The organism is Flagellimonas aurea (genome assembly GCF_017313785.1).
GTDB lineage: Bacteria > Bacteroidota > Bacteroidia > Flavobacteriales > Flavobacteriaceae > Flagellimonas > Flagellimonas aurea.
Genome location: NZ_JAFLNL010000009.1, coordinates 61476 through 83514 on the forward strand (window position 1 = coordinate 61476; position 22039 = coordinate 83514).

Annotated in this window: 17 protein-coding genes; 9 read left to right on the forward strand and 8 right to left on the reverse strand. The window is 43.7% G+C overall.

The features are described 5' to 3' along the window. Positions 1 to 68 precede the first annotated feature (68 nt). Positions 69 to 866, forward strand: coding sequence for a DNA/RNA non-specific endonuclease (locus J0656_RS15060; protein ID WP_207035342.1), 798 nt, complete (start codon positions 69 to 71; stop codon positions 864 to 866). Here the strand turns inward: J0656_RS15060 and rodA are convergent. The 7 genes from rodA to J0656_RS15095 all read right to left on the reverse strand — a co-directional run bounded on the left by rodA (position 863) and on the right by J0656_RS15095 (position 8599). Further along, the gene (rodA, locus tag J0656_RS15065; RefSeq protein ID WP_207035344.1) at positions 863 to 2146 is read right to left on the reverse strand and encodes a rod shape-determining protein RodA; all 1284 of its coding nucleotides are present in this window, start codon (positions 2144 to 2146) and stop codon (positions 863 to 865) included. The two genes, J0656_RS15060 and rodA, sit on opposite strands and share 4 nt — an antisense overlap. Then, positions 2136 to 4004, reverse strand: coding sequence for a peptidoglycan D,D-transpeptidase FtsI family protein (locus J0656_RS15070; RefSeq protein WP_207035346.1), 1869 nt, complete (start codon positions 4002 to 4004; stop codon positions 2136 to 2138). Before J0656_RS15070 ends, rodA begins: the two co-directional genes overlap by 11 nt. 54 nt (positions 4005 to 4058) lie before the next feature. Next, a complete protein-coding gene (locus J0656_RS15075; RefSeq protein ID WP_207035348.1) occupies positions 4059 to 4565 on the reverse strand; it encodes a rod shape-determining protein MreD in 507 nt (168 codons plus the stop codon). Further along, positions 4562 to 5374, reverse strand: a complete 813-nt coding sequence (mreC, locus tag J0656_RS15080; RefSeq protein WP_207035350.1) for a rod shape-determining protein MreC — start codon at positions 5372 to 5374, stop codon at positions 4562 to 4564. The genes J0656_RS15075 and mreC overlap by 4 nt, the downstream gene beginning before the upstream one ends. 65 nt (positions 5375 to 5439) lie before the next feature. Next, the gene (locus J0656_RS15085) at positions 5440 to 6468 is read right to left on the reverse strand and encodes a rod shape-determining protein (protein WP_127138234.1); all 1029 of its coding nucleotides are present in this window, start codon (positions 6466 to 6468) and stop codon (positions 5440 to 5442) included. A 55-nt stretch (positions 6469 to 6523) separates the two neighbouring features. After that, positions 6524 to 8053 (reverse strand): bifunctional phosphoribosylaminoimidazolecarboxamide formyltransferase/IMP cyclohydrolase, encoded by a 1530-nt coding sequence (purH, locus tag J0656_RS15090; protein ID WP_207035352.1) that lies wholly within the window; start codon positions 8051 to 8053, stop codon positions 6524 to 6526. A 93-nt stretch (positions 8054 to 8146) separates the two neighbouring features. Then, positions 8147 to 8599: an XrtF-associated fRMsr-like GAF protein gene (locus J0656_RS15095; RefSeq protein ID WP_207035354.1), complete on the reverse strand. Its 453-nt coding sequence runs from the start codon at positions 8597 to 8599 to the stop codon at positions 8147 to 8149. A 131-nt stretch (positions 8600 to 8730) separates the two neighbouring features. Here J0656_RS15095 and J0656_RS15100 point away from each other — a divergent pair, with 131 nt between their 5' ends. The 8 genes from J0656_RS15100 (at position 8731) to J0656_RS15135 (ending at position 20114) form a co-directional block, all read left to right on the forward strand. After that, positions 8731 to 9123 (forward strand): HYC_CC_PP family protein, encoded by a 393-nt coding sequence (locus J0656_RS15100; RefSeq protein ID WP_225605389.1) that lies wholly within the window; start codon positions 8731 to 8733, stop codon positions 9121 to 9123. Positions 9124 to 9217: 94 nt separating this feature from the next. Beyond that, positions 9218 to 12955, forward strand: coding sequence for an efflux RND transporter permease subunit (locus J0656_RS15105; RefSeq protein ID WP_207035356.1), 3738 nt, complete (start codon positions 9218 to 9220; stop codon positions 12953 to 12955). After that, entirely contained in the window at positions 12952 to 14172 is a 1221-nt protein-coding gene (locus J0656_RS15110; protein WP_207035358.1) for a TolC family protein, read from the forward strand. Before J0656_RS15105 ends, J0656_RS15110 begins: the two co-directional genes overlap by 4 nt. Before the next feature lie 16 nt (positions 14173 to 14188). Continuing rightward, positions 14189 to 14524 carry a heavy metal-binding domain-containing protein gene (locus J0656_RS15115; RefSeq protein ID WP_207035360.1) on the forward strand — a complete coding sequence of 112 codons (336 nt, stop codon included), beginning with the start codon at positions 14189 to 14191 and terminating at the stop codon, positions 14522 to 14524. A 17-nt stretch (positions 14525 to 14541) separates the two neighbouring features. Continuing rightward, positions 14542 to 15093, forward strand: coding sequence for a helix-turn-helix domain-containing protein (locus J0656_RS15120; protein WP_207035362.1), 552 nt, complete (start codon positions 14542 to 14544; stop codon positions 15091 to 15093). Positions 15094 to 15159: 66 nt separating this feature from the next. Beyond that, a complete protein-coding gene (locus J0656_RS15125; RefSeq protein ID WP_207035364.1) occupies positions 15160 to 17658 on the forward strand; it encodes a heavy metal translocating P-type ATPase in 2499 nt (832 codons plus the stop codon). 7 nt (positions 17659 to 17665) lie between these two features. Then, the gene (locus J0656_RS15130) at positions 17666 to 18373 is read left to right on the forward strand and encodes a PepSY domain-containing protein (protein ID WP_207035365.1); all 708 of its coding nucleotides are present in this window, start codon (positions 17666 to 17668) and stop codon (positions 18371 to 18373) included. 4 nt (positions 18374 to 18377) lie between these two features. Next, positions 18378 to 20114 carry an efflux RND transporter periplasmic adaptor subunit gene (locus J0656_RS15135; protein WP_207035368.1) on the forward strand — a complete coding sequence of 579 codons (1737 nt, stop codon included), beginning with the start codon at positions 18378 to 18380 and terminating at the stop codon, positions 20112 to 20114. 284 nt (positions 20115 to 20398) lie between these two features. Here the strand turns inward: J0656_RS15135 and groL are convergent, their stop codons facing one another. Further along, complete coding sequence (gene groL, locus J0656_RS15140) at positions 20399 to 22030, reverse strand: chaperonin GroEL (protein WP_207035370.1); 1632 nt, start codon at positions 22028 to 22030, stop codon at positions 20399 to 20401. Between the last annotated feature and the right edge of the window lie 9 nt (positions 22031 to 22039).

The window sequence follows — 22039 nt, forward strand, 5'->3', positions numbered from 1 at the left end:
GAAGTTTTATTTTTTTAGGATGTATTTATTTGCAAAATTTGGCCCTTAAACCCGATCAAATTTATTTGATGAAGAATAGAACCCTTTACGCGGTGTTGATGTTTGTTTGCATTGTAGGCTTTTGGCTGTTCGAAAACTTTTATACGCCAGCAACCTATTCCAAACCCAATGGGCCGGAAACCAATGCTGTCGAAGCCAATTTGTTGCCAAGGTCTACCACAGGTGAAATTGTGGAACATAGTTTCTATACTTTATCCTATAGCGAACCACATGAGCAAGCGGAGTGGGTGGCATATACGCTCAAGCAAGAGCACCTAACGTATGATGATAGGGAGCGACCATATTTTATCGAGGACCCAAAGGTATCCACTAAGTCGGCCGATTGGCGAAATTACAGAGGTTCGGGGTATGATAGGGGACATTTGCTCCCGGCAGGCGACCGCCGGTTCTCGGAACAAGCCTATAACGAAACCTTTTATACCAGTAATATTAGCCCCCAGAACAAAGATTTCAATGCCGGAATCTGGAACCGTTTGGAACAGCAAGTGCGTTATTGGTGCAAAAAGGAAGGAGAACTCTTTGTGGTCACCGGAGGTGTTTTGGAAGAAGGCTTGCCACAAATAGGGGATGAAGATGTGGATGTGCCCCGAGCATATTATAAAATTGTGATGAAAGGTTCCGGGGACAATACAAAGGTTCTTGCTTTTTTGATTCCAGCGGAAGAAAGTCAAAAGCCATTACAGGATTTTTTGGTTTCCGTGGATGAGGTCGAGAAAAGGACCGGAATCGATTTTTTTGAAAAACAGCCTGATGCGTGGCAGTCGCGAATCGAGTCAAAAGTGGATGCCGAAGGCTGGAAATTCTAGATACCGTCCTTCAAGCGATTGGAGTCCAGTTTCAGGAAAATAAATAATAGCATCGTGAAGAAAATCAAACCGGAACCACCATAACTAAAAAACGGCAGGGGCACTCCAATAGTAGGCAACAGTCCGATCACCATTCCTATATTGATAAAGTAGTGGAATACCAAAATCGAAATTACTCCATAGCCGTACATTCGGCTAAAATCGCTCTTCTGGCGCTCTGCTATATATATCAACCGTAAAAAGAACAGGGAGAACAATAAAATTACAGTGGCAGTGCCCAAAAAGCCCCACTCTTCGCCAACGGAACTAAATATGTAATCGGTATGCTGTTCAGGTACAAAATCACCCTTGGTCCGGGTGCCTTCAAGGAATCCTTTACCTGTAAATCCACCGGATTCAATTGCTTTTTCAGATTGATAGGTGTTGTAACCAATGGTCTTGCGTATTTCGTCCAATTTATCCTCATCCTTTTCCAAGCTCAACCACAGTGCAAATCGGTCTCGGTGACGCTGTTCAAAAACGTTCTCGAAAACAAAATTTACGGACAGGGAAAACAGAATGGAAACCACAATTACACCCAGTACGGGAAGTAAAGGAATCTTAACCGAAGCCTTTTTGAAGGTATAGACCAATAGGGTGAGAATAATCAATCCAATGGAGACCCAGACAGTTCCGAACATCAAGGTAGTGGCGAACAAGACGACGGCGAAGATCAAAATTCCCAAATAATAAATAGGGAAGCCTTCTCTAAAAAGTACAAAGAACAACGAAAAATATATCAACGAACTCCCAGGGTCGGGCTGTGGTAAAATCAAAATAGCGGGCAACAGAATAATTATCAAGGCATAAATTTGATGCTTTCCTGTTCGTATATCCGTTTGTATATCGCTTAAAAACTTAGCTAATGCCAACGAAGTGGTAACCTTGGCCAGTTCCGAAGGCTGCAGGTTAAAAAAACCAAGATCGTACCATGATGTGGCTCCAGCTATTGTTTTTCCGAAAACAAATAATCCTAACAAGAGAATTATGGAGACCACATAGAAAATTGAAGAAAATCGTTCAAAAAAGGTCGATTCAACAAAAAGCACGAATATGATTCCCAAAAAAGCCACACCCATAAAAAAGAGTTGCTTTCCATAAAGGGTCGAGAAATCAAAAATTGATGTGTCCGCATCTCCTACCGAAGTTGAGTAAATGTTGAGCCACCCTATAAAAACCAAAAGCGCATAGAGGATTACACTGATCCAATCCAATCTGCCAAACGGGCCTCTACCAGACATACTCGTTTATCTTGAAAGGTTCGCCGCTATAGGGTTTGGCATACTCGTGTTCCAAAGTTTTTTCCAACATGCGTTTTTCCAGGTCCGTCCTTGTAATTTCCCCTTTTATGTATTTTTCGATCAATAGGGAGGCAATATGCCCAGCATATCGAGAACCATAATACCCATTTTCAATATAAACTGCCAATGCTATCTGAGGATTCTCAACAGGAGCAAAGGCTACAAAAACGGAGTGGTCCGTCAATTGCATCCGTTCACCATCAATTCGGATATAATTTTCAACAGTTCCGGTTTTCCCGGCAATATCGATACCTGGAATTTTTACCCATCGAGCAGTTCCATATTCATAGACGTTGGCCATTCCCTCGATCACAGGGTCAAAGTGTTTTCTGTCTATGGTGGTGTAATTAGGTTCGGTGTACTTAGGGTCTATTTTTCCATTGTTACCGATGCTCTTTATGATATGGGGCGTATAAAAATAACCTCTATTGGCAATCGCCGCGGTCATGTTGGCCAACTGCAATGGGGTAGCTGCGATTTCCCCTTGACCGATAGAGTTGGATATGATGGTGGAGGCAGCCCATCTGCCATCCCCATACCATTTGTCGTAATAAGCGACATCTGGAATTCTTCCTGGAGCTCCCGTTGGAAGGTCTGTACCCAAATAACCGCCCAAGCCAAAACTCTTCATGTGCTTTTCCCAAACATTCATGCCTTGGTCGGTAGTGTTGTACTTGTCAAAGATTTTACGGAAAACACCTGCAAAATAGGCGTTACAGGATTGATATATCCCAGAGTTTAAATCCCTAATACCGCCTCCACAGTGGCAACCCCTAAGTGTATTGCCTACATAAAAACCATGGTAACACCTGAAATTGGTGTCCTCATTTATTACTCCTTCTTGAAGGGCTACTAGTGCGTTTAGGGTTTTAAAAGGTGATCCAGGAGAGGGTTGAGCTAAAATAGAACGATCCCATGTGGGTTTGGATATGGTATCGTAATGCAGTTTGCTATAATTCTTGGAACGCTCCCTGCCAACCAATAGTGCAGGGTCATAAGTTGGACCGGATATCATTGCCAAAATTTCTCCCGACTTTGGTTCAATGGCAACGATGCCACCACGTTTACCGTGCATCAACTTTTCGCCATACTCTTGCAGGGTTTTATCCAGTGTAATATGGATTTCTTTGCCTTGTTGTGGCAAGGTGTCCAGTTTTCCATCCTTATAAGGGCCTATATCTCTGTTGAAACGATCTTTTTGAATATGTTTTACCCCTTTTTGACCCCTTAAAATTTCCTCATACTGTTGCTCAATACCCGTTCTACCTTTTAGTTCGCCTGCAACATAGTAGGGGTTGTTCTTAAGGTCCCACTCGTTCACTTCGCTGATGTATCCAAGCACATTTGCGGCACTTTTGGTGTTGTAGTAACGCAGGGAACGTTTTTGAATATAAAAGCCATTGTAGTGGCGCATTTTTTCTTGAAGTTTGGCATAATCTTCCTTGGAAAGCTGGGGCACCAAAACAGAGGGTAACCTTGGGGAATATACTCTTGCTTTTTCCATTTTGGAAAGGAACTCCTCCTTCTCAATGCCCAAAAGACCACAAAATTCCAAAGTGTCCAATGGCTTTACTTCCCGGGGGATTACCATGACATCGTATGCAGGTTGGTTTCCGACCAAAAGTTTTCCATCGCGATCATAGATATAGCCTCTTTCTGGGTAATCGTACACTTTTTTTATTGCAGGATCATCCAATATTTGATCTGGCGAAAACCGGAACAATTGCAAATAGGAAAGCCTTCCTATAAAGGTGAAGCCTATAAGTACAATGACGGATGAAAGCAATAATTTTTTCATGATAGACCTAAATTCTTGAGTTGCACATATAACCCAACGATAAAAGCTACGTTTTTATTCGCTCTTTGGACTAAAAAGTGAACTGAATAATACACAAAGTATTAAAGTTACCGTTCCTGTGGCAAAAACTTTTTTCAAAATTAACAGGATATGGGCGATACTTAAAATTTCAAACGAAAAGAATATGAGATGATGAATAAAAATAAGAAGCGCCATAAAGGTAATTCGCTGCAACTTGGTCGTGTTCTTGAAACTGAAATTTTGAAAATCATAGTTCACGCCAAAGCAAAATCGCATGATGGCAGGTCTTGCATAAGCAATGGTGACCGATGCCAAGGCGTTCAATGCAAGGCTGTCCGAGAAAACATCGATGACCAATCCCAATAGAAAAGCCGTAAGCATAAAAATGGCACGATTCCTTTTAATGGGATACCAGTAAAAGAAGATTACATAAACCATAGGGTTGATGAAACCCAGAAAATTGAGATTATTGAATATGAGCACCTGTGTGATGACCAACAACACAAACCTGAGAACATTTATGAAAACGGTATTGCTCATTCTATGGTTCTGGCTTCAAGTTCCTGTATTTCCTCTCTGTCAATGTTCTCGATCAGGTACACATTTTTAATGTTGGCCATGTCGGAGAATAGCTCCACGTCAATATTGTAGAAACTTTTGGAATCGTTAAGATCATATTTCTTGATAACACCTATGGGAACGTTTTCCGGAAAAATGCTGGACATTCCCCCGGTAACAATGGTATCTCCAACAACCAAAGGGACCAGTCTGGGAATATCTATCAGTTGCACCACGGAATAATCTTTTGTATCCCATACCAACGAACCAAAATATTCGGTGCCCTTTATTTTTGCGTTGATGTTGGATTTGGTGTTGAGCACACTTTGCACCGTCGCAAAATTATTCGACACGTTTTCCACAATTCCCAAAATACCGTCGGTAGTGATTACCCCCATATCTTGATGCACCCCGTCTTTCTCTCCCTTGTCAATTAAAACATAATTTCGAGGCGAGGTAAAACTATTTTTTATAAGACGGGCATTCAATACTTGATAAACGGCCAAAGTGGAATCCAAAGGTTCAATGCTATCATATTCTGTGTTGAAAAGAATTCTGCGCAATCGCTGATTCTCCTCGACCAATCTTTTGTTCTCCTCTTGCAAGTCAAAATAAGAGGAAACATCGGAACCGGCACCATAAATACTACCGGAGACCCAACGGGATGAATTAAAGAATTTGGATTGATGGTACGAATGGGACCGAATCGTCATCACCAAAGAAATAAACGCAAAAAACACATACAAAAATGCATTTCGATAGCGTAAAACAAAATTGATGATGCGTTGCATGCAATCGTATCGTTAAGAAGGTTTTTCAACTCCTTGAAGGTAATAGAACTGTAAAGATTACAGCGCTATTTTATTAAAATACTTTTATAGCGTTCCAAGTTTTTAAGTGCAATTCCCGTACCTCGAACAACAGCTCTCAAAGGATCTTCGGCAATGTAAACGGGCAGATCGGTTTTTTGGGAAAGCCTTCTGTCCAGGCCTCGGAGCATGGACCCACCACCTGCCAAATAAATACCTGTGTTGTAGATATCGGCGGCAAGTTCCGGTGGTGTTTGCGATAAGGTTTCCATTACCGCATCCTCGACCCTTAAAATACTTTTGTCCAAAGCCTTTGCGATTTCCCGGTAAGAAACCTGTACCTGTTTTGGTTTTCCAGTCAAAAGATCGCGTCCTTGAATGGATTTATCCTCTGGTGGGGATTTTAAGTCTTCCGTAGCTGAACCGATCTCGATTTTGATGGCCTCGGCCGTACTTTCGCCCACATACAAGTTGTGCTGGGTACGCATATAATAAATAATGTCGTTCGTGAATACGTCGCCCGCAATTTTCACGGACTTGTCACAAACGATACCACCCAATGCGATGACCGCAATTTCCGTGGTACCACCACCTATGTCCACAATCATGTTCCCCTTCGGTTGCATAATGTCCAGACCGATACCGATGGCAGCAGCCATAGGCTCATGAATCAAATAAACTTCTTTACCGTTTACGCGTTCCGCAGATTCACGTACCGCACGCATTTCCACTTCGGTAATGCCCGAAGGAATACAGATGACCATTCGAAGCGCGGGCGGAAACCATTTTTTCTTGAGCGCCGGAATGTTTTTGATGAACATGCTGATCATCTTTTCCGATGCATCAAAATCGGCGATAACCCCGTCCTTCAACGGTCGTATGGTTTTGATGTTTTCATGGGTTTTCCCCTGCATCATATTGGCTTCGCGGCCTACCGCGATTATTTTACCCGATACACGGTCCCTTGCCACAATGGAAGGACTGTCTACAACCACTTTGTCCAAGTGGATGATCAGGGTATTTGCAGTACCAAGGTCAATCGCAATTTCCTCGGTCATGAAATCAAAAAATCCCATAAAAATCGTCTGTTTTTCGGATTAACGGTAAAAATTATCGGCTAAAGTACTAAAATTAATGTTTAAAATGTCGAGTACCTGTCATCACCATCGCCAATCCATTTTCGTTGCAATAATCTATGCTCAATTGATCCTTGATGGAGCCTCCTGGTTGTATCACACTTTTAATGCCCGCTTTGTCCGCAATCTCCACACAATCAGGGAATGGGAAGAAGGCATCACTCGCCATCACGGCACCTTCCAAATCAAAATTGAAAGATTGGGCTTTGTGTATGGCTTGGTTCAGTGCATCAACACGTGAAGTCTGTCCCGTTCCACTGGCGCACAATTGTTTGTTCTTGGCCAAAACAATGGTGTTACTTTTGGTATGCTTGCACAATTTGGAGGCAAAAATCAAATCCTCGATTTCTTGTGGGGTCGGTTTCTTGTCCGTTACTGGGTTCAGGTCCTCTTTGGAATCGGTTTTGGAATCCTTATCCTGAACCAGAACGCCGTTCAAGCAAGTCCTGACCAAAGTTTCTGGCAATTCAATTTTGTTTTGAATCAAAATGATTCTGTTTTTCTTGCCCTTCAAAATTTCCAAAGCTTCATCGGAATAACTGGGAGCGATTACCACTTCGCAGAATAAATTGTGGATTTCCTCAGCCGTTGGTTTGTCAATTTCAACATTGGAAATCAAAATACCGCCAAAGGCAGAAACTGGATCTCCCGCCAGGGCATCCACGTAGGCTTGTTTGATGGTGCTTCGCGTGGCCAATCCACAGGCATTGTTATGTTTTAAGATGGCAAAGGTTGGGTCATCATTTTTGAATTCTCCCATCAAGTTTACGGCGGCATCCACATCCAAAAGGTTGTTGTAAGATAGCTCTTTCCCGTGCAACTTGGTGAACATGGCATCAAAATCACCAAAGAAGAATCCTTTTTGGTGCGGGTTTTCCCCATAACGCAACACCTGACCTTTGGTTTCGCTGATTTTCAATACGGTTTCTTCTTTCTCCTGGTTGAAATAGTTGAAAATGGCCGTATCGTAATGTGATGAAATATTGAAGGCCTTGGTGGCAAAACGTTTGCGGTCTTCCAAGGTCGTGGTGCCGTTTCCTGCGGTAATTACGTTCAAAAAGTCTTCGTAATCCTCCATGGACGATACGCAAAGTACATCCTTGAAGTTTTTGGCGGCCGCCCTGATCAGGGAAATACCACCAATATCGATTTTCTCGATTATATCTTGTTCCGAAGCGCCACTGGCAACGGTTTTTTCAAAGGGATAGAGATCCACGATCACAATGTCCAACTGCGGAATATCGAACTCCTTCATTTGGGACACATCACTTTCGTTGTCCTGTCTGTTCAAAATTCCTCCAAAAACCTTCGGGTGCAATGTTTTTACACGACCGCCCAATATGGATGGGTAGCTGGTCACGTCCTCAACGGGTACCACATCGATACCCAAATCGTGGATAAATTTTTCGGTTCCTCCTGTAGAATAAAGAGTTACCCCAAGTTCATCCAATTTTTTAACGATGGGTTCCAGACCATCTTTATGAAATACGGAAATTAATGCAGCGGAGGCTTTTTTAGCAGTCATCTTCTCTGTCTTAGAATCAATTTATTAAGCGCACAAAAGTACTTTTTTTGAATCTAAAAATCAGAACGGTTTATCAACAAAATATCAGAAGTTTTACAGAATTTTGGCGACTTCGGCATTGATGAATTCCAAAAAGCGCTCGTCTTCCTCGGTAAATGGGTCTGGAGTGTTGGAATCGATATCGATTTGGCCCACATTTTCCCCGTTCACAAATAGAGGGACAACAATTTCAGCTTTAACGGTAATGCTACAGGCGATGTAGTTGTCCTGAGCGGCAACATCGGGTACCACAAAGTTCTGATTGCTCACGGCTACCTGCCCACAAATGCCCTTGCCAAAAGGAATGATGGTGTGATCGGTGGGAGCACCTGCGTAGGGGCCCAGTTTCAATTCTTCTTTGTCACCATTTTTAAAATAGAACCCTACCCAATCGTAATGAGCTACGTTGCTGCGCAAAAGTTCACAGATTTCGCCCAAACGGTCATCCACGGATTTGTTCCCATCCTTTACGATATCGAGCACTTTGGGCTCCAATGATTTTAGCATGACATTTTTTTTTGCAAATGTATTGAATAGCGGATTTGTACGACAAAAGAAAGTGAACTTACAGGTCAAAAACAGATAAAGTTCTGTTAAGCAAAACAATAAATGTTAATATTTTGTAGTTTTGTTGTCGAATGAAACAGATTTTTCATCAAATAGTATCCTCATTAATGGCCCTTTTGGTCTTGGCCTCTACGGTTTCGTGGACGGTGGACAAGCATATTTGTATGGGCCGTGTGATGGATATTTCCTTTTTTGCCCATGCCGATGATTGTGGAATGAATATGGACATGGAGATGGAAAAATCCTGTTGTAATGATGAATCTTTCACCGTTCAAGGTCAAGATGACCTAAAAATTTCTTTCGAGAAGTTTGATTTGGACCAACAAGTCTTTTTGATAAGTTTTGTCCAATCCTATTTTCAGCTTTTCGAAATTGATTCCGAAGAGCCAAGTTCGTTCAGGGAGTACAACCCTCCACCATTGATACGGGACGTCCAGGTTCTGGATCAGACTTTCCTTATTTGATTTAAGCATTGATTGAATGTACCCGGCCAATTTGGTTGGGCAGTTGCGTTTATACGCATTTTTTGTATCGATCTAATGTTTAAATCAAACCCTTATGCTCAATAAAAGCATTAAATTTTTAATAGAGAATAAACTGGTAGCCATATTGCTCCTGCTATTTTTTATGGCTTGGGGCATTGTGAGCACTCCCTTTAATTGGGATACCGGTATCTTGCCCAGCAATCCCGTTGCCGTGGATGCCATTCCGGATATTGGGGAAAACCAACAGATTGTTTTTACCAAATGGCCGGGCCGTTCCCCACAGGATATCGAAGATCAGATTACGTATCCATTAACGACTTCTTTGCTTGGTATTCCTGGAGTTAAGACCATTCGGAGTTCTTCCATGTTCGGGTTTTCCAGCATCTACATCATTTTTGAAGAGGATGTCGAGTTCTACTGGAGCCGTAGCCGAATTCTGGAAAAACTCAATTCGTTGCCCAACAATTTATTGCCCGATGGGGTAAACCCTGCTTTGGGACCTGATGCGACAGCCTTGGGACAGATTTTTTGGTACACTTTGGAAGGTCGGGATAAGGATGGCAATGTAACCGGAGGATGGGACTTGCAAGAACTGCGAAGCGTTCAGGATTACTATGTGAAATATGCACTGTCATCTGCATCAGGTGTTTCCGAAGTTGCTTCCATTGGCGGGTTTGTGCAGGAATACCAAGTAGATGTAGACCCCGAATTGATGAAACAGTACAATGTGGGGTTGGACCAAGTGGTCAAGGCCGTTAAACAGAGCAACCGGGACATTGGTGCACAGACATTGGAAATCAACAAGGCCGAATACTTGGTTCGTGGATTGGGATACATCAAATCCTTGGACGACATAAAAAATGCCGTAGTTACGGCAACGGATTACACCTCCATCAGAATTAAAGATGTGGCACACGTATCCTTGGGGCCTGCCGTGCGCCGTGGTATTTTGGACAAGGAAGGTGCCGAAGTGGTCGGTGGGGTGGTCGTGGCTAGATACGGCGCCAATCCGTTGGAGGTCATCAACAATGTGAAGGAGAAAATAAACGAGTTGAGTGCAGGACTTCCCTCCAAGGAATTGAAAGATGGAACCACTTCTCAACTCACCATCGTTCCTTTTTACGATAGAACAGAACTCATCCAAGAAACACTTGGAACACTCAACGAAGCCCTGACTCTGGAAATATTGATAACCATTTTGGTCATTGTGGTCATGGTGTTCAATCTTAGGGCCTCCGTTTTGATTTCAGGACTGTTGCCGATTGCGGTACTCATGGTGTTCATCGCCATGAAAATGTTCAACGTGGATGCCAATATCGTCGCACTTTCGGGTATCGCCATTGCCATTGGGACTATGGTCGATGTAGGGGTAATCCTCTCCGAGAACATTATCCGGCACATGGATGAAAACGATAACAATCTACCTATAAATGAAGTGGTGTACAATGCCACTGCCGAGGTTTCTGGGGCAATTCTTACGGCTGTACTGACCACCATCATCAGTTTTATACCCGTGTTTACCATGGTGGGGGCAGAAGGAAAACTTTTCCGGCCGCTGGCCTTTACAAAGACCATGGCGTTGACAGCCTCTATTATTGTGGCGCTGTTCCTCATTCCACCGTTTGCGGCCATCATATTCAAAAAGAAAAACCGAAAGCCCACTATTACTTATGTCTGGAACGGCATTTTAATTGCCTCGGGACTGGTTGCCATTGGTTTTGGCTATTGGTTGGGCTTGGCCTTGATTGCCTTTGGTGTTTCGGGAATCTTAAAACTCCGTCAAACTTTGGATGGGAAACAAAATAGTATGCTCAATGTGGGTATCTGCGTTGCCACTATCGCCTTTTTGTTGGCCACCTATTGGAGGCCTCTCGGTTTTGATCGTAGCATTGCCATCAACCTGATTTTTGTGGGATTGATCTGCGGTGTTTTGCTTGGTGGGTTTTACCTGTTCCGACAATACTATAGCCGTATTTTAACATGGGCCTTGGAACATAAATTGCTATTTCTTTCCATTCCCACGGTGATTGTGGTATTCGGATTTATGATTATGCGAAACACGGGCCAAGAGTTTATGCCCTCCCTCAATGAAGGTTCCTTTTTGTTGATGCCGACTTCCCTGCCGCATGCCGGGGTGGAAGAAAATAAACGGGTGGTACAGCAGTTGGATATGGCCGTAGCTACCATTCCAGAGATTCAAACGGTGGTGGGAAAAGCGGGAAGAACGGAATCCGCTTTGGACCCTGCACCACTTTCCATGTACGAGAACATTATTCAGTACCGCTCGGAATATCAAAAAAATGAAGCAGGAAGCCCACAACGTTTTAAAGTAAATGACGATGGTTATTTTGAGCTGAGCAACGGAAAAGTGCTTGCCAACCCCAATTTGGAAGTGAGCAATGAGCAAAATTATAAAGAGAACCATGTAAGTGAACCCTTGCGAATCGACAGGAACTTATTAATTCCAGACAGTGATGGAGAATACTTTAGAAACTGGCGACCGGAAATAGAAAGTCCAGATGATATTTGGAATGAAATTGTGAGGGTCACCAAATTACCAGGAGTCACTTCAGCTCCTAAACTACAGCCTATTGAGACGCGTTTGGTGATGTTGCAAACAGGGATGAGGGCCCCAATGGGCATTAAAGTGAAGGGTCAAGATTTAAAGGAAATCGAAAATTTTGGCCTTCAACTGGAGCCCATATTAAAAGAAGCGGCCGGGGTGAAGAACGAGGCCGTTTTTGCTGACCGAATCGTTGGTAAGCCCTACCTCCTTATCGATATAGACCGTGAAAAATTGGTCCGATATGGTTTGGTGATAGAGGATGTGCAGCAGATTTTGGAGGTGGCCCTTGGCGGGATGCAATTGACACAAACCGTGGAAGGAAGGGAGCGATATGGCGTTCGTGTGCGATACCCAAGGGAACTCCGTGAAAATCCAACCGATTTGAAAAACATTTATGTTCCTGTGCAAAAAGGAAGCCCTGTTCCTTTGAGTGAATTGGTCACCATCCGTTATGAACAAGGTCCGCAGGCCATTAAAAGTGAAGATACCTTTTTGGTAGGCTATGTACTTTTTGATAAGCTCGATGGCTACGCTGAAGTAGATGTGGTGGAAAATGCCCAGGCCAAGATTCTGGAAAAGATAGACAGCGGCGAATTGGTGGTGCCCCAAGGCATCAGTTACCGATTCACGGGCACTTACGAAAACCAATTAAGGGCGAAAAAGACCTTGTCCGTAGTGGTTCCGATGGCGTTGTTGATCATATTCTTGATTTTGTACTTCCAATTCAAGTCCGTTGCTACCTCTATGATGGTATTTTCAGGGATTTTGGTAGCCTTTGCAGGTGGGTTTTTAATGATTTGGTTCTACGGTCAGGACTGGTTCCTCAACTTTAGTTTTATGGGCGAGAACCTTCGGGACCTCTTCCAAATGCACACCATTAACCTGAGTGTGGCCGTCTGGGTCGGATTTATTGCCCTATTCGGAATTGCTACGGATGATGGGGTGGTCATGGCTACCTACCTTACCCAAACTTTTGACAAGAACAAACCGGACAACTTGAAACAGATTCGTGCTTCGGTATTGGAAGCGGGAGAAAAGCGAATAAGACCTTGTTTGATGACCACCGCGACTACCATTTTGGCACTCTTGCCCGTGCTCACCAGTACAGGTAGGGGAAGCGATATTATGATTCCGATGGCCATTCCAAGTTTTGGTGGAATGCTAATCGCTTTGATTACACTCTTTGTAGTGCCGGTGCTGTTCAGTTGGAAAAGTGAGTTGCAACTTAAAATGCAAAACCAATGAAAAAAAGATTCATTTATATAATGTTTGTACTCGCAAGCTTTGGGACAAAGGCCCAATCGTTGGAAAGCTATCTGCAAGAAGCGGAACAGAACAGCCCCATGATTCAGGCCTTGGAACTGCGCTACAACATTGCAAAAGAAAAGGTGAACGAAGTGAACACCTTGCCCAACACAACGGTTGCCGCGGGATATTTTGTGAGCGAACCAGAAACCAGAACGGGAGCACAAAGAGCTCGGTTTTCGGTCTCACAGATGTTGCCCTGGTTCGGTACCATCACGGCGCGGGAGAACTACGCAAGTTCCATGGCAGAGACAGAGTATGCTGAAATTGTCATCGCCAAACGGAAACTGGCGTTGTCCTTGGCACAATCCTACTATAATTTATACGGGATTCAGGCCAAGCAAAAAGTGCTTCAGGAAAACATTGAACTGTTGAAAACTTACGAAACCTTGGCGCTCACTTCGGTAGAAGTAGGAAAAGCTTCTGCCGTGGATATCTTAAAACTTCAAATCCGTCAAAATGAATTACAACAGCAAAATGAAGTTTTGGAACAATCCTACTTGTCAGAGCAGGCCGTATTCAACAATTTGCTGAATCGTGAGGAACGTATTGCGGTGGAGGTCGTGGAAGAAATGGAAATTCCTGAAGATGATACTATTTTGAACAAGGATGATTTGAGCCTCAACCCGGAGTTGCTCAAGTATGACCAATTGTATGAATCCGTAACGCAATCCGAAGTGCTCAACCAAAAGGAAAATGCACCAAGTTTTGGGATAGGCTTGGACTATATTCCTGTTTCCGAACGTGAAGACATGGCTATGAGCGATAACGGGAAGGATATTGTAATGCCCATGGTCACTTTTTCCATTCCTATTTTCAACAACAAGTTCAAATCCGTTACCAGGCAGAACGAGCTCCGTCAAAAGGAGATTGAATTCCAAAAAGAGGAGCGATTGAATGTTTTGGAAAATGCCTATGCCAGTGCCATTTCGCAACGGAACCAAGCACGTATCGCATACCGTACCCAAGCAAAGAATCTGGAACAAGCGAAGGATGCAGAAGAAATTTTGATCAAGAGTTATGAAACCGGAACCATCAATTTCAATGATGTGCTCGATGTTCAGGAGCTGCAATTAAAATTTCAGACCAGTCAAATACAATCAGTGCAGTTATATTATATACAATCTGCCATCATCAATTATTTAATTAACAAGTAAATTTAATTTATCAAAAATGAGAACAAACATCAGAACAATCATCGGAATCGCATTTGCATCAGTATTGGTGCTTACCGTATCGTGCAAGGGAAAAACGGAGGAAGCCAAAGAAACTTCTACGGAAGAAACCATGGAGCATGAAGGTCACGATATGGAGAAAATGGATCATGAAAATCATGATATGGAAGGCATGGAAACTGCCAAAATGGAAGGCAAAGAGTATACTTCCAAATATGTTTGTCCCATGCATTGTGAAGGCAGTGGCAGTGATGAGGAAGGAAAATGCCCAGTTTGCGGTATGACCTATGTGTTGAACGAGGAACATATGGCCGACGGGCATACCCATAACTAATTTCAAATTGTACCACTATGCGTATCAAGGTAAAAAATATGGTATGTGAAAGATGTAAAGGCGTTCTGAAAAATGAATTTCGGGATGTTGGCATTGAGGTGGTACAAATTGACTTGGGAGAGGTTGAATTCAAGGATTCTGCCATTGGCCAAATAGCACGTATTCGGGAGATTTTGACCAAGAACGGATTTGAATTGATCGAGGATGTCGATCAAACATACATCGTTGACATCAAGAAACACTTGATCCATGCTTTGGATGACCGTTCCGATCAGAATCTGTCGGAATACTTGGCCAAAAAACTGGGCAAGGAGTATTCGGCGCTTAGTAAAATGTTCAGTGCGAAGGAGGGCTTGACCATTGAAAAATATTTTATCCTGCTCAAAATGGAAAAGGTAAAAGAAGAAATCCAAATGGGAAACAAAACCTTCTCCGAAATTGCCTACGATTTAGATTATAAAAGCAGCAGTCATTTGGCCAAACAGTTTAAATCGGTAACGGGGATGTCGATGAGCGATTATAAGAAATTGCAAGAGTGGAACAGGAGACCATTGGACCAAATTGTATAAAAGAAACCCAGAATTGTAAAAAGCTTCCGACTGGTATTCAGCTAGTTTTGAATAAAAAACAAAAAGATGAAACATACCTATCACATACACGGAATGAGCTGCAATGGCTGTAGAAGCCATGTAGAGGAGACCCTATCAAAAGTTGACGGGGTTACCGGGGTTGAAGTCAGTTTGGAAAAGGCCGAGGCCGTAATCCAGATGGAGGAGCATATCCCCATTGAAACTTTTGAGGAAGCATTAAAGAACGATGGAGGAGGCTATAGCATCCATGCTCAAGGCCACCACCATCCACCCAAGAAAAAAGAAAAGAAAACCGTTTCGAACGGAAATGGCACCTTTTATTGCCCTATGCAATGTGAAGGGGATAAAACCTACGATAAACCAGGTGATTGCCCGGTTTGCGGAATGGATTTGGTAGAGGAACAAAATTCAGCTACCAGTTCCAAACAACAATGGACCTGTCCCATGCACCCCGAAGTGGTTCAAGATGGACCAGGTTCCTGTCCAAAATGTGGAATGGATCTGGTGCCAAAGGAACCAGAAGCCAGTGCGGAGGAAAAGACGTATAAAAAACTGCTCAAAAAGTTTTGGATCGCCCTTGCGTTTACCTTGCCCATTTTCCTTATTGCCATGAGCGAGATGATACCCAATAATCCATTGTACAAAATAATGGAACCAAGATATTGGAACTGGGTACAGTTTGGATTATCGCTCACCGTAGTTTTTTATGTCACTTGGATGTTTTTTGAAAGGGCCTATCGAAGTATCAGAACATGGAACTTGAACATGTTCACCTTAATTGGTATTGGGGCTGGTGTGGCATTTCTGTTCAGTGTCCTTGGATTGTTGTTTCCCGGATTTTTCCCGGAACAGTTCAAGACCGAATCTGGTGCCGTACACGTCTATTTTGAGGCGGCCACGGTTATCCTAACGCTAGTGCTTTTGGGACAATTGCTGGAAGCCAGAGCCCATAGTAAGACCAATAATGCCGTAAAGGAATTATTGAAGCTGGCACCCAACAAAGCCATCAAAGTGGTTGATGGGGAAGAAGTTGAGGTCAGTATTGATGATATCGAAAAGGGGGATATTCTTAGAGTAAAACCTGGCGAAAAGATTCCTGTTGATGGTATCATTACCGAGGGCGAAACCTCTGTTGACGAGTCCATGATCACAGGGGAACCCATCCCTGTTGAAAAAGCAGTGGATGACAAAGTGAGCAGCGGCACCATTAATGGAAATCAAACTTTTTTGATGAAGGCCGAAAAGGTGGGCAGTGATACGTTGCTCTCACAAATCATTGATATGGTGAACCAAGCTAGCCGAAGCCGGGCGCCCATTCAGAATTTGGCAGATAAGGTATCGGCCTATTTTGTGCCCATTGTGGTGATTATTTCCATAATTACCTTCGCGGTTTGGGCCATTTGGGGTCCACAGCCCGCTTATGTCTATGCATTGATCAATGCCATTGCAGTTTTGATTATCGCTTGTCCTTGTGCACTGGGTCTCGCCACACCAATGTCCGTAATGGTCGGGGTGGGCAAAGGAGCTCAAAACGGTGTGCTGATCAAAAATGCGGAAGCTTTGGAGAAAATGGCCGATGTGGACACCTTGATCATCGATAAAACGGGAACCATTACCGAAGGTAAACCCACCTTTGACCATTTGGAAGCCTTTTCGGATGATTATTCAGATAGAGATTTGTTGCAATACGTTGTTTCGGTAAATGCCAATAGCGAACATCCATTGGCACAGGCGACGGTGAATTATGGCAAGGAACAAGATGTAAAGATTCTAAAAACTGATTCTTTCAATGCCGTAACCGGTATGGGGGTGGAAGGTAAAATCAATGGTTCCGAAGTCCATTTGGGCAACATTAAATTAATGGAAAAGGCCAATGTCGAAATCTCTGATTCGATAAAGGAAAAGGTGAAAAAATCCCAAGAAAAAGGAAAAACGGTTTCCTATTTGGCCATCGATGGGAAATGTCATGGCTTTGTGGCCATTGGAGATAAAATAAAGGAAACCAGTGCCAAAGCCATCAAAGCTATTCAGGACAGGGGAATTTCTGTAATCATGCTTACAGGTGACAACGCCAATACAGCCAAGGCGGTGGCGGGAGAACTTCATTTGGATGATTTTAAGGCAGAAGCTTTGCCAGAGGATAAAATGAAGGAAGTGGAACGTTTGCAAGGCGAAGGAAAAGTGGTTGCCATGGCAGGAGACGGAATCAACGATGCCCCGGCATTGGCCAAAAGCGATTTGGGTATTGCCATGGGCACCGGTACCGATGTGGCCATTGAAAGCGCTATGATTACTTTGGTAAAAGGTGATTTGCACGGCATCGTTAAGGCAAGGAACCTTAGTGAAGTCGTCATGAAAAACATAAAACAAAACCTATTTTTTGCATTGATCTACAACACCATCGGAGTGCCGGTAGCGGCAGGGGTGCTCTATCCGTTTTTTGGGATATTGCTCTCACCCATGATCGCGGCCCTCGCCATGAGCTTTAGCTCCGTATCGGTGATTGCCAATGCATTACGACTACGAACTAAATCAATCGACTAATACAAAAATGGTAAAACGAAAAACAGCGATTAAAATTAGAAAGGCCCACAGGTATTTGGGACTGTTTTTGGGAATACAATTCATTATGTGGACGGCCAGTGGCCTTTATTTCAGTTGGACCGATATTGATGAAATCCACGGAGACCATTTCAGGAATATGGATCATGAACCTGTTGCCTTTGATGGTCTCATCGGAAGTTCAGAAATCAATATACCGGGTAAAATAAGTTCGTTGAGCCTAAAGGAAATAGCAGGAAAACCCTACTACTGGATAAACCATGAATTTTTGGTGGATGCGAGGGATGGAAGCCTAAAAAACAACATTTCGGAACAAGAGGCCTTAGCGGTTGCAGCACGTGAGATGGCGCCGAGTTTAAAAGTGAAAAATGTGGAGGTCATCAAGGAAACCGATAAGCATCATGAATATCGAGGACGAAAGTTGCCCGCTTACGTGATTTCTTATGATTCCCCCGAGAATATAAAGGCCTATGTTTCCCTTGCCGACGGTTCTTTTCAAACCGTACGACATCGAAACTGGAGATGGTTCGATTTTTTGTGGATGACCCACACTATGGATTATGAGGGCAGGGACGATTTTAATACAACTGTCCTTCGGGCCTTTTCCCTTATGGGATTGATCACTGTACTGAGCGGATTTTTGCTCTGGTTTACCTCTTCGCCAACGATGCGGAAAATCGTTAAACGTAAAAAATAAAAAAATGAAAAAGGAAAATATCATTTATATCGGAATTGCTGTGGTAGTCGGATTATTGGTCGGCTATCTCATATTTGGGGGCAGTGAAAGCAGCACTGCAATGGACGAACATGATCACAGCACTGAATCTACTTCGAGCGAAATGTGGACCTGTTCCATGCATCCACAGATCATGCAGCCGGAGCCAGGATCTTGTCCCATTTGTGGTATGGACCTTATTCCCGCGGAAAGTAGCGAAGAAGGACTCATGGCCAATCAAATCAAAATGACCCAGAATGCTATGGTGCTCGCGGGGGTGGAAACCATTCAGGTTGGTTCCCAAACTGAAGGGGAAGGCAGTGTCAAGGTTTCGGGCAAGATCGCCGTTAACCAAGAATCCGACGCGGTCCAATCGGCCTACTTTGATGGTAGGATAGAAAACATCTTCGTGAATTTTGAAGGGGAAGAGGTGCGCAAGGGCCAGAAGCTGGCCACTATTTATGCACCGGCCTTGGTTTCGGCACAGCAAGAATTGCTGACCGCGGCCAAATTGAAGGAAACCCAGCCCCAATTGTACAAGGCGGTCCGCAATAAATTAAAGCTGTGGAAGTTGTCGGGATCACAAATTGACCAAATAGAGAATTCAGGCAACGTTGTTGAAAATTTCCCGATATATTCCAACGTCAGGGGAGTGGTTTCAAAAATAATGGTGGAGGAAGGGGATTATATCAAAACAGGTTCACCTTTGGTGAAAGTGGCCAATTTGGGCTCTGTTTGGGCCATTTTTGATGCTTATGAAAGTCAATTGGGCCTTTTTGAAAAGGGTCAAACCTTGGAAATCACGACAAGATCTTACCCGGATGAAACATTTCCCGCGACAGTTTCTTTTGTTTCTCCCCTATTGAACAACAGGACCAGGACCCTGGAGGTTCGCGCCGAACTTGATAATGAAAAAGGGTTGCTAAAGCCCGGAATGTTCGTGCAGGCCAAGATTGAAATGTCCAAAAATGAAAAGGATGAGGTTTTGACCATTCCCGAGAGTGCGGTTTTATGGACAGGTCAACGCTCTTTGGTGTATGTACAGCCGGATCCTTCAACTTCGATTTTTGAAATGAGGGAGGTGGAACTGGGAAATTTGAGCAATGGAAGCTATGCGATCAACTTGGGATTGGAACCGGGGGAACTGGTCGTTGCCAAGGGAACTTTTACCGTGGATGCCGCAGCACAATTGCAGGGTAAAAAATCCATGATGAACCAAGATGGTGAAACCATGGCCATGGACCACGAAGGCCATTCAAAAATGGGCGGAACCATGAAAATGCAATTTTCAGAAGCGGTACAGGACAAGTTTGGCGGTTTGCTGGAGGTATATCTGGACCTAAAGGATGCCTTGGTAGCATCGAACAATGAACAAACGCAAGCATTGGCACAAAAAGGAGCAGGGATTGCTTCGGACATCAGTGGTATGCCAATGGATGATATGGGCAGTAGCCACATGTCCCAATTGGCAGAACAACTGGCAGAAATGGCTTCAAAAAGTACATTGGGGGATCAACGTGGGATTTTTATCCAGCTTTCCCAAAACATGATCCAAATCGGACAACAAATGCAAGGTTTGGATCAAAAACTGTATGTGCAACATTGCCCCATGGCGGATAACAACAAGGGCGCCAATTGGCTCAGTTTGGAGCAGGAAATACGGAATCCGTATTATGGAGATGCCATGCTTAGCTGCGGTAGTGTGGTTGGGACACTTGACTAATTTTTATTTTAGTTAATATTTAGCCAAATAAAATCTACGGATTCAAATCTGAAATACATTTACTTCAGTTTTTAAATTATTGACTGATGAAACAAGCAAAGTCAAACGGAAAGTCATCTCCTGCAAAAGCTGTAAAACCAGCTGCAAAGAAGACTGCCCAAGCTACTGGTAAGAAGAAGTAACTTGTGGTTTTTGGTTCTCACGGAGAACCGTACAACTTAAGAGAAAAGAAAACGCCCCGATGCAAATCGGGGCGTTCCTATTTATATCCGAATAAGATACTATTACATCATGCCCGGCATTCCGCCACCTCCCATTGGAGGCATTGAAGGTGCATCTTCTTTGATGTCCGTCAATGCACACTCGGTGGTCAAGATCATTCCGGCAACGGATGCTGCATTTTCCAGAGCAATACGGGTCACTTTCTTGGGATCGATAATCCCTGCTTTAAGCATATCCACATATTGGTCTGACTTGGCATCGTAACCGAAGTCTTTTTTGCCTTCAAGTACTTTGGCAATTACTACGGAGCCTTCGCCACCTGCGTTCTCTACAATGGTACGCAATGGTGACTCGATGGCCTTGGCCACTATCTGTACACCTGTAGTTTCGTCCAAAGAGTCGGTCGCCAATTTTTCAAGAACCTTTTTGGCCCTTACCAAGGCAACACCACCACCGGCAACAATACCTTCTTCTACAGCGGCACGGGTAGCGTGCAAGGCATCGTCCACACGGTCTTTCTTCTCTTTCATTTCCACTTCGGAAGCTGCCCCTACATAAAGTACGGCAACACCACCGGCCAATTTGGCCAAACGTTCCTGAAGTTTTTCCTTATCGTAATCAGATGTGGTGGTCTCGATTTGAGCTTTTATCTGGTTTACTCTCGCTTTGATGTCGGAAGCGTTGCCGCTACCGTTCACGATTGTAGTGTTGTCCTTATCGATGGTCACTGTCTCAGCAGTACCCAACATGTCCAAAGAAGCGTTTTCCAAAGAGAATCCTCTTTCTTCAGAGATTACGGTACCACCTGTCAAGATGGCGATGTCTTCCAGCATGGCTTTTCTTCTGTCACCAAAACCTGGAGCTTTTACTGCGGCAATCTTAAGGCCACCTCTCAATTTGTTCACTACCAATGTTGCCAAGGCTTGGCCTTCTACATCTTCGGCAATGATCAAAAGAGGTCTTCCGGATTGTGCCACTGGCTCGAGGATAGGAAGGATTTCCTGTAGATTAGAGATTTTCTTGTCGAAAAGAAGAATGTAAGGATTCTCCAAATCGGCAATCATTTTGTCCGTGTCGGTAACAAAGTATGGAGAAAGGTATCCTCTGTCAAACTGCATACCTTCAACCACGTCAACGTACGTATCGGTTCCTTTAGCTTCTTCAACAGTGATCACACCCTCTTTGCCTACTTTGGTGAAAGCAGTGGCGATAAGGTCACCGATAGCTTCATCGTTGTTTGCAGAGATGGAAGCTACTTGCTTGATCTTGTCGGAGTCGTTACCAACTTTTTTGGCTTGTTTTTCCAGGTCGGCCACCAAAGCTTCAACGGCTTTGTCGATACCGCGTTTCAAATCCATTGGATTTGCTCCGGCAGCTACGTTTTTAAGACCTTCTTTTACGATGGCCTGAGCCAATACAGTTGCGGTTGTTGTACCGTCACCGGCTTGGTCATTGGTTTTGGAAGCAACTTCCTTTACCATTTGTGCACCCATGTCCTCAAGGGCGTCTTCCAATTCGATTTCTTTTGCTACAGATACACCATCTTTGGTTACTTGTGGTGCTCCAAAGGATTTGCTGATGATAACGTTTCTACCTTTTGGTCCCAAGGTCACTTTTACAGCCTCGGCCAATTTGTCAACGCCTCTTTTCAGTCCGTCACGTGCATCTATGTCAAACTTAATATCTTTTGCCATTTCTTTTTA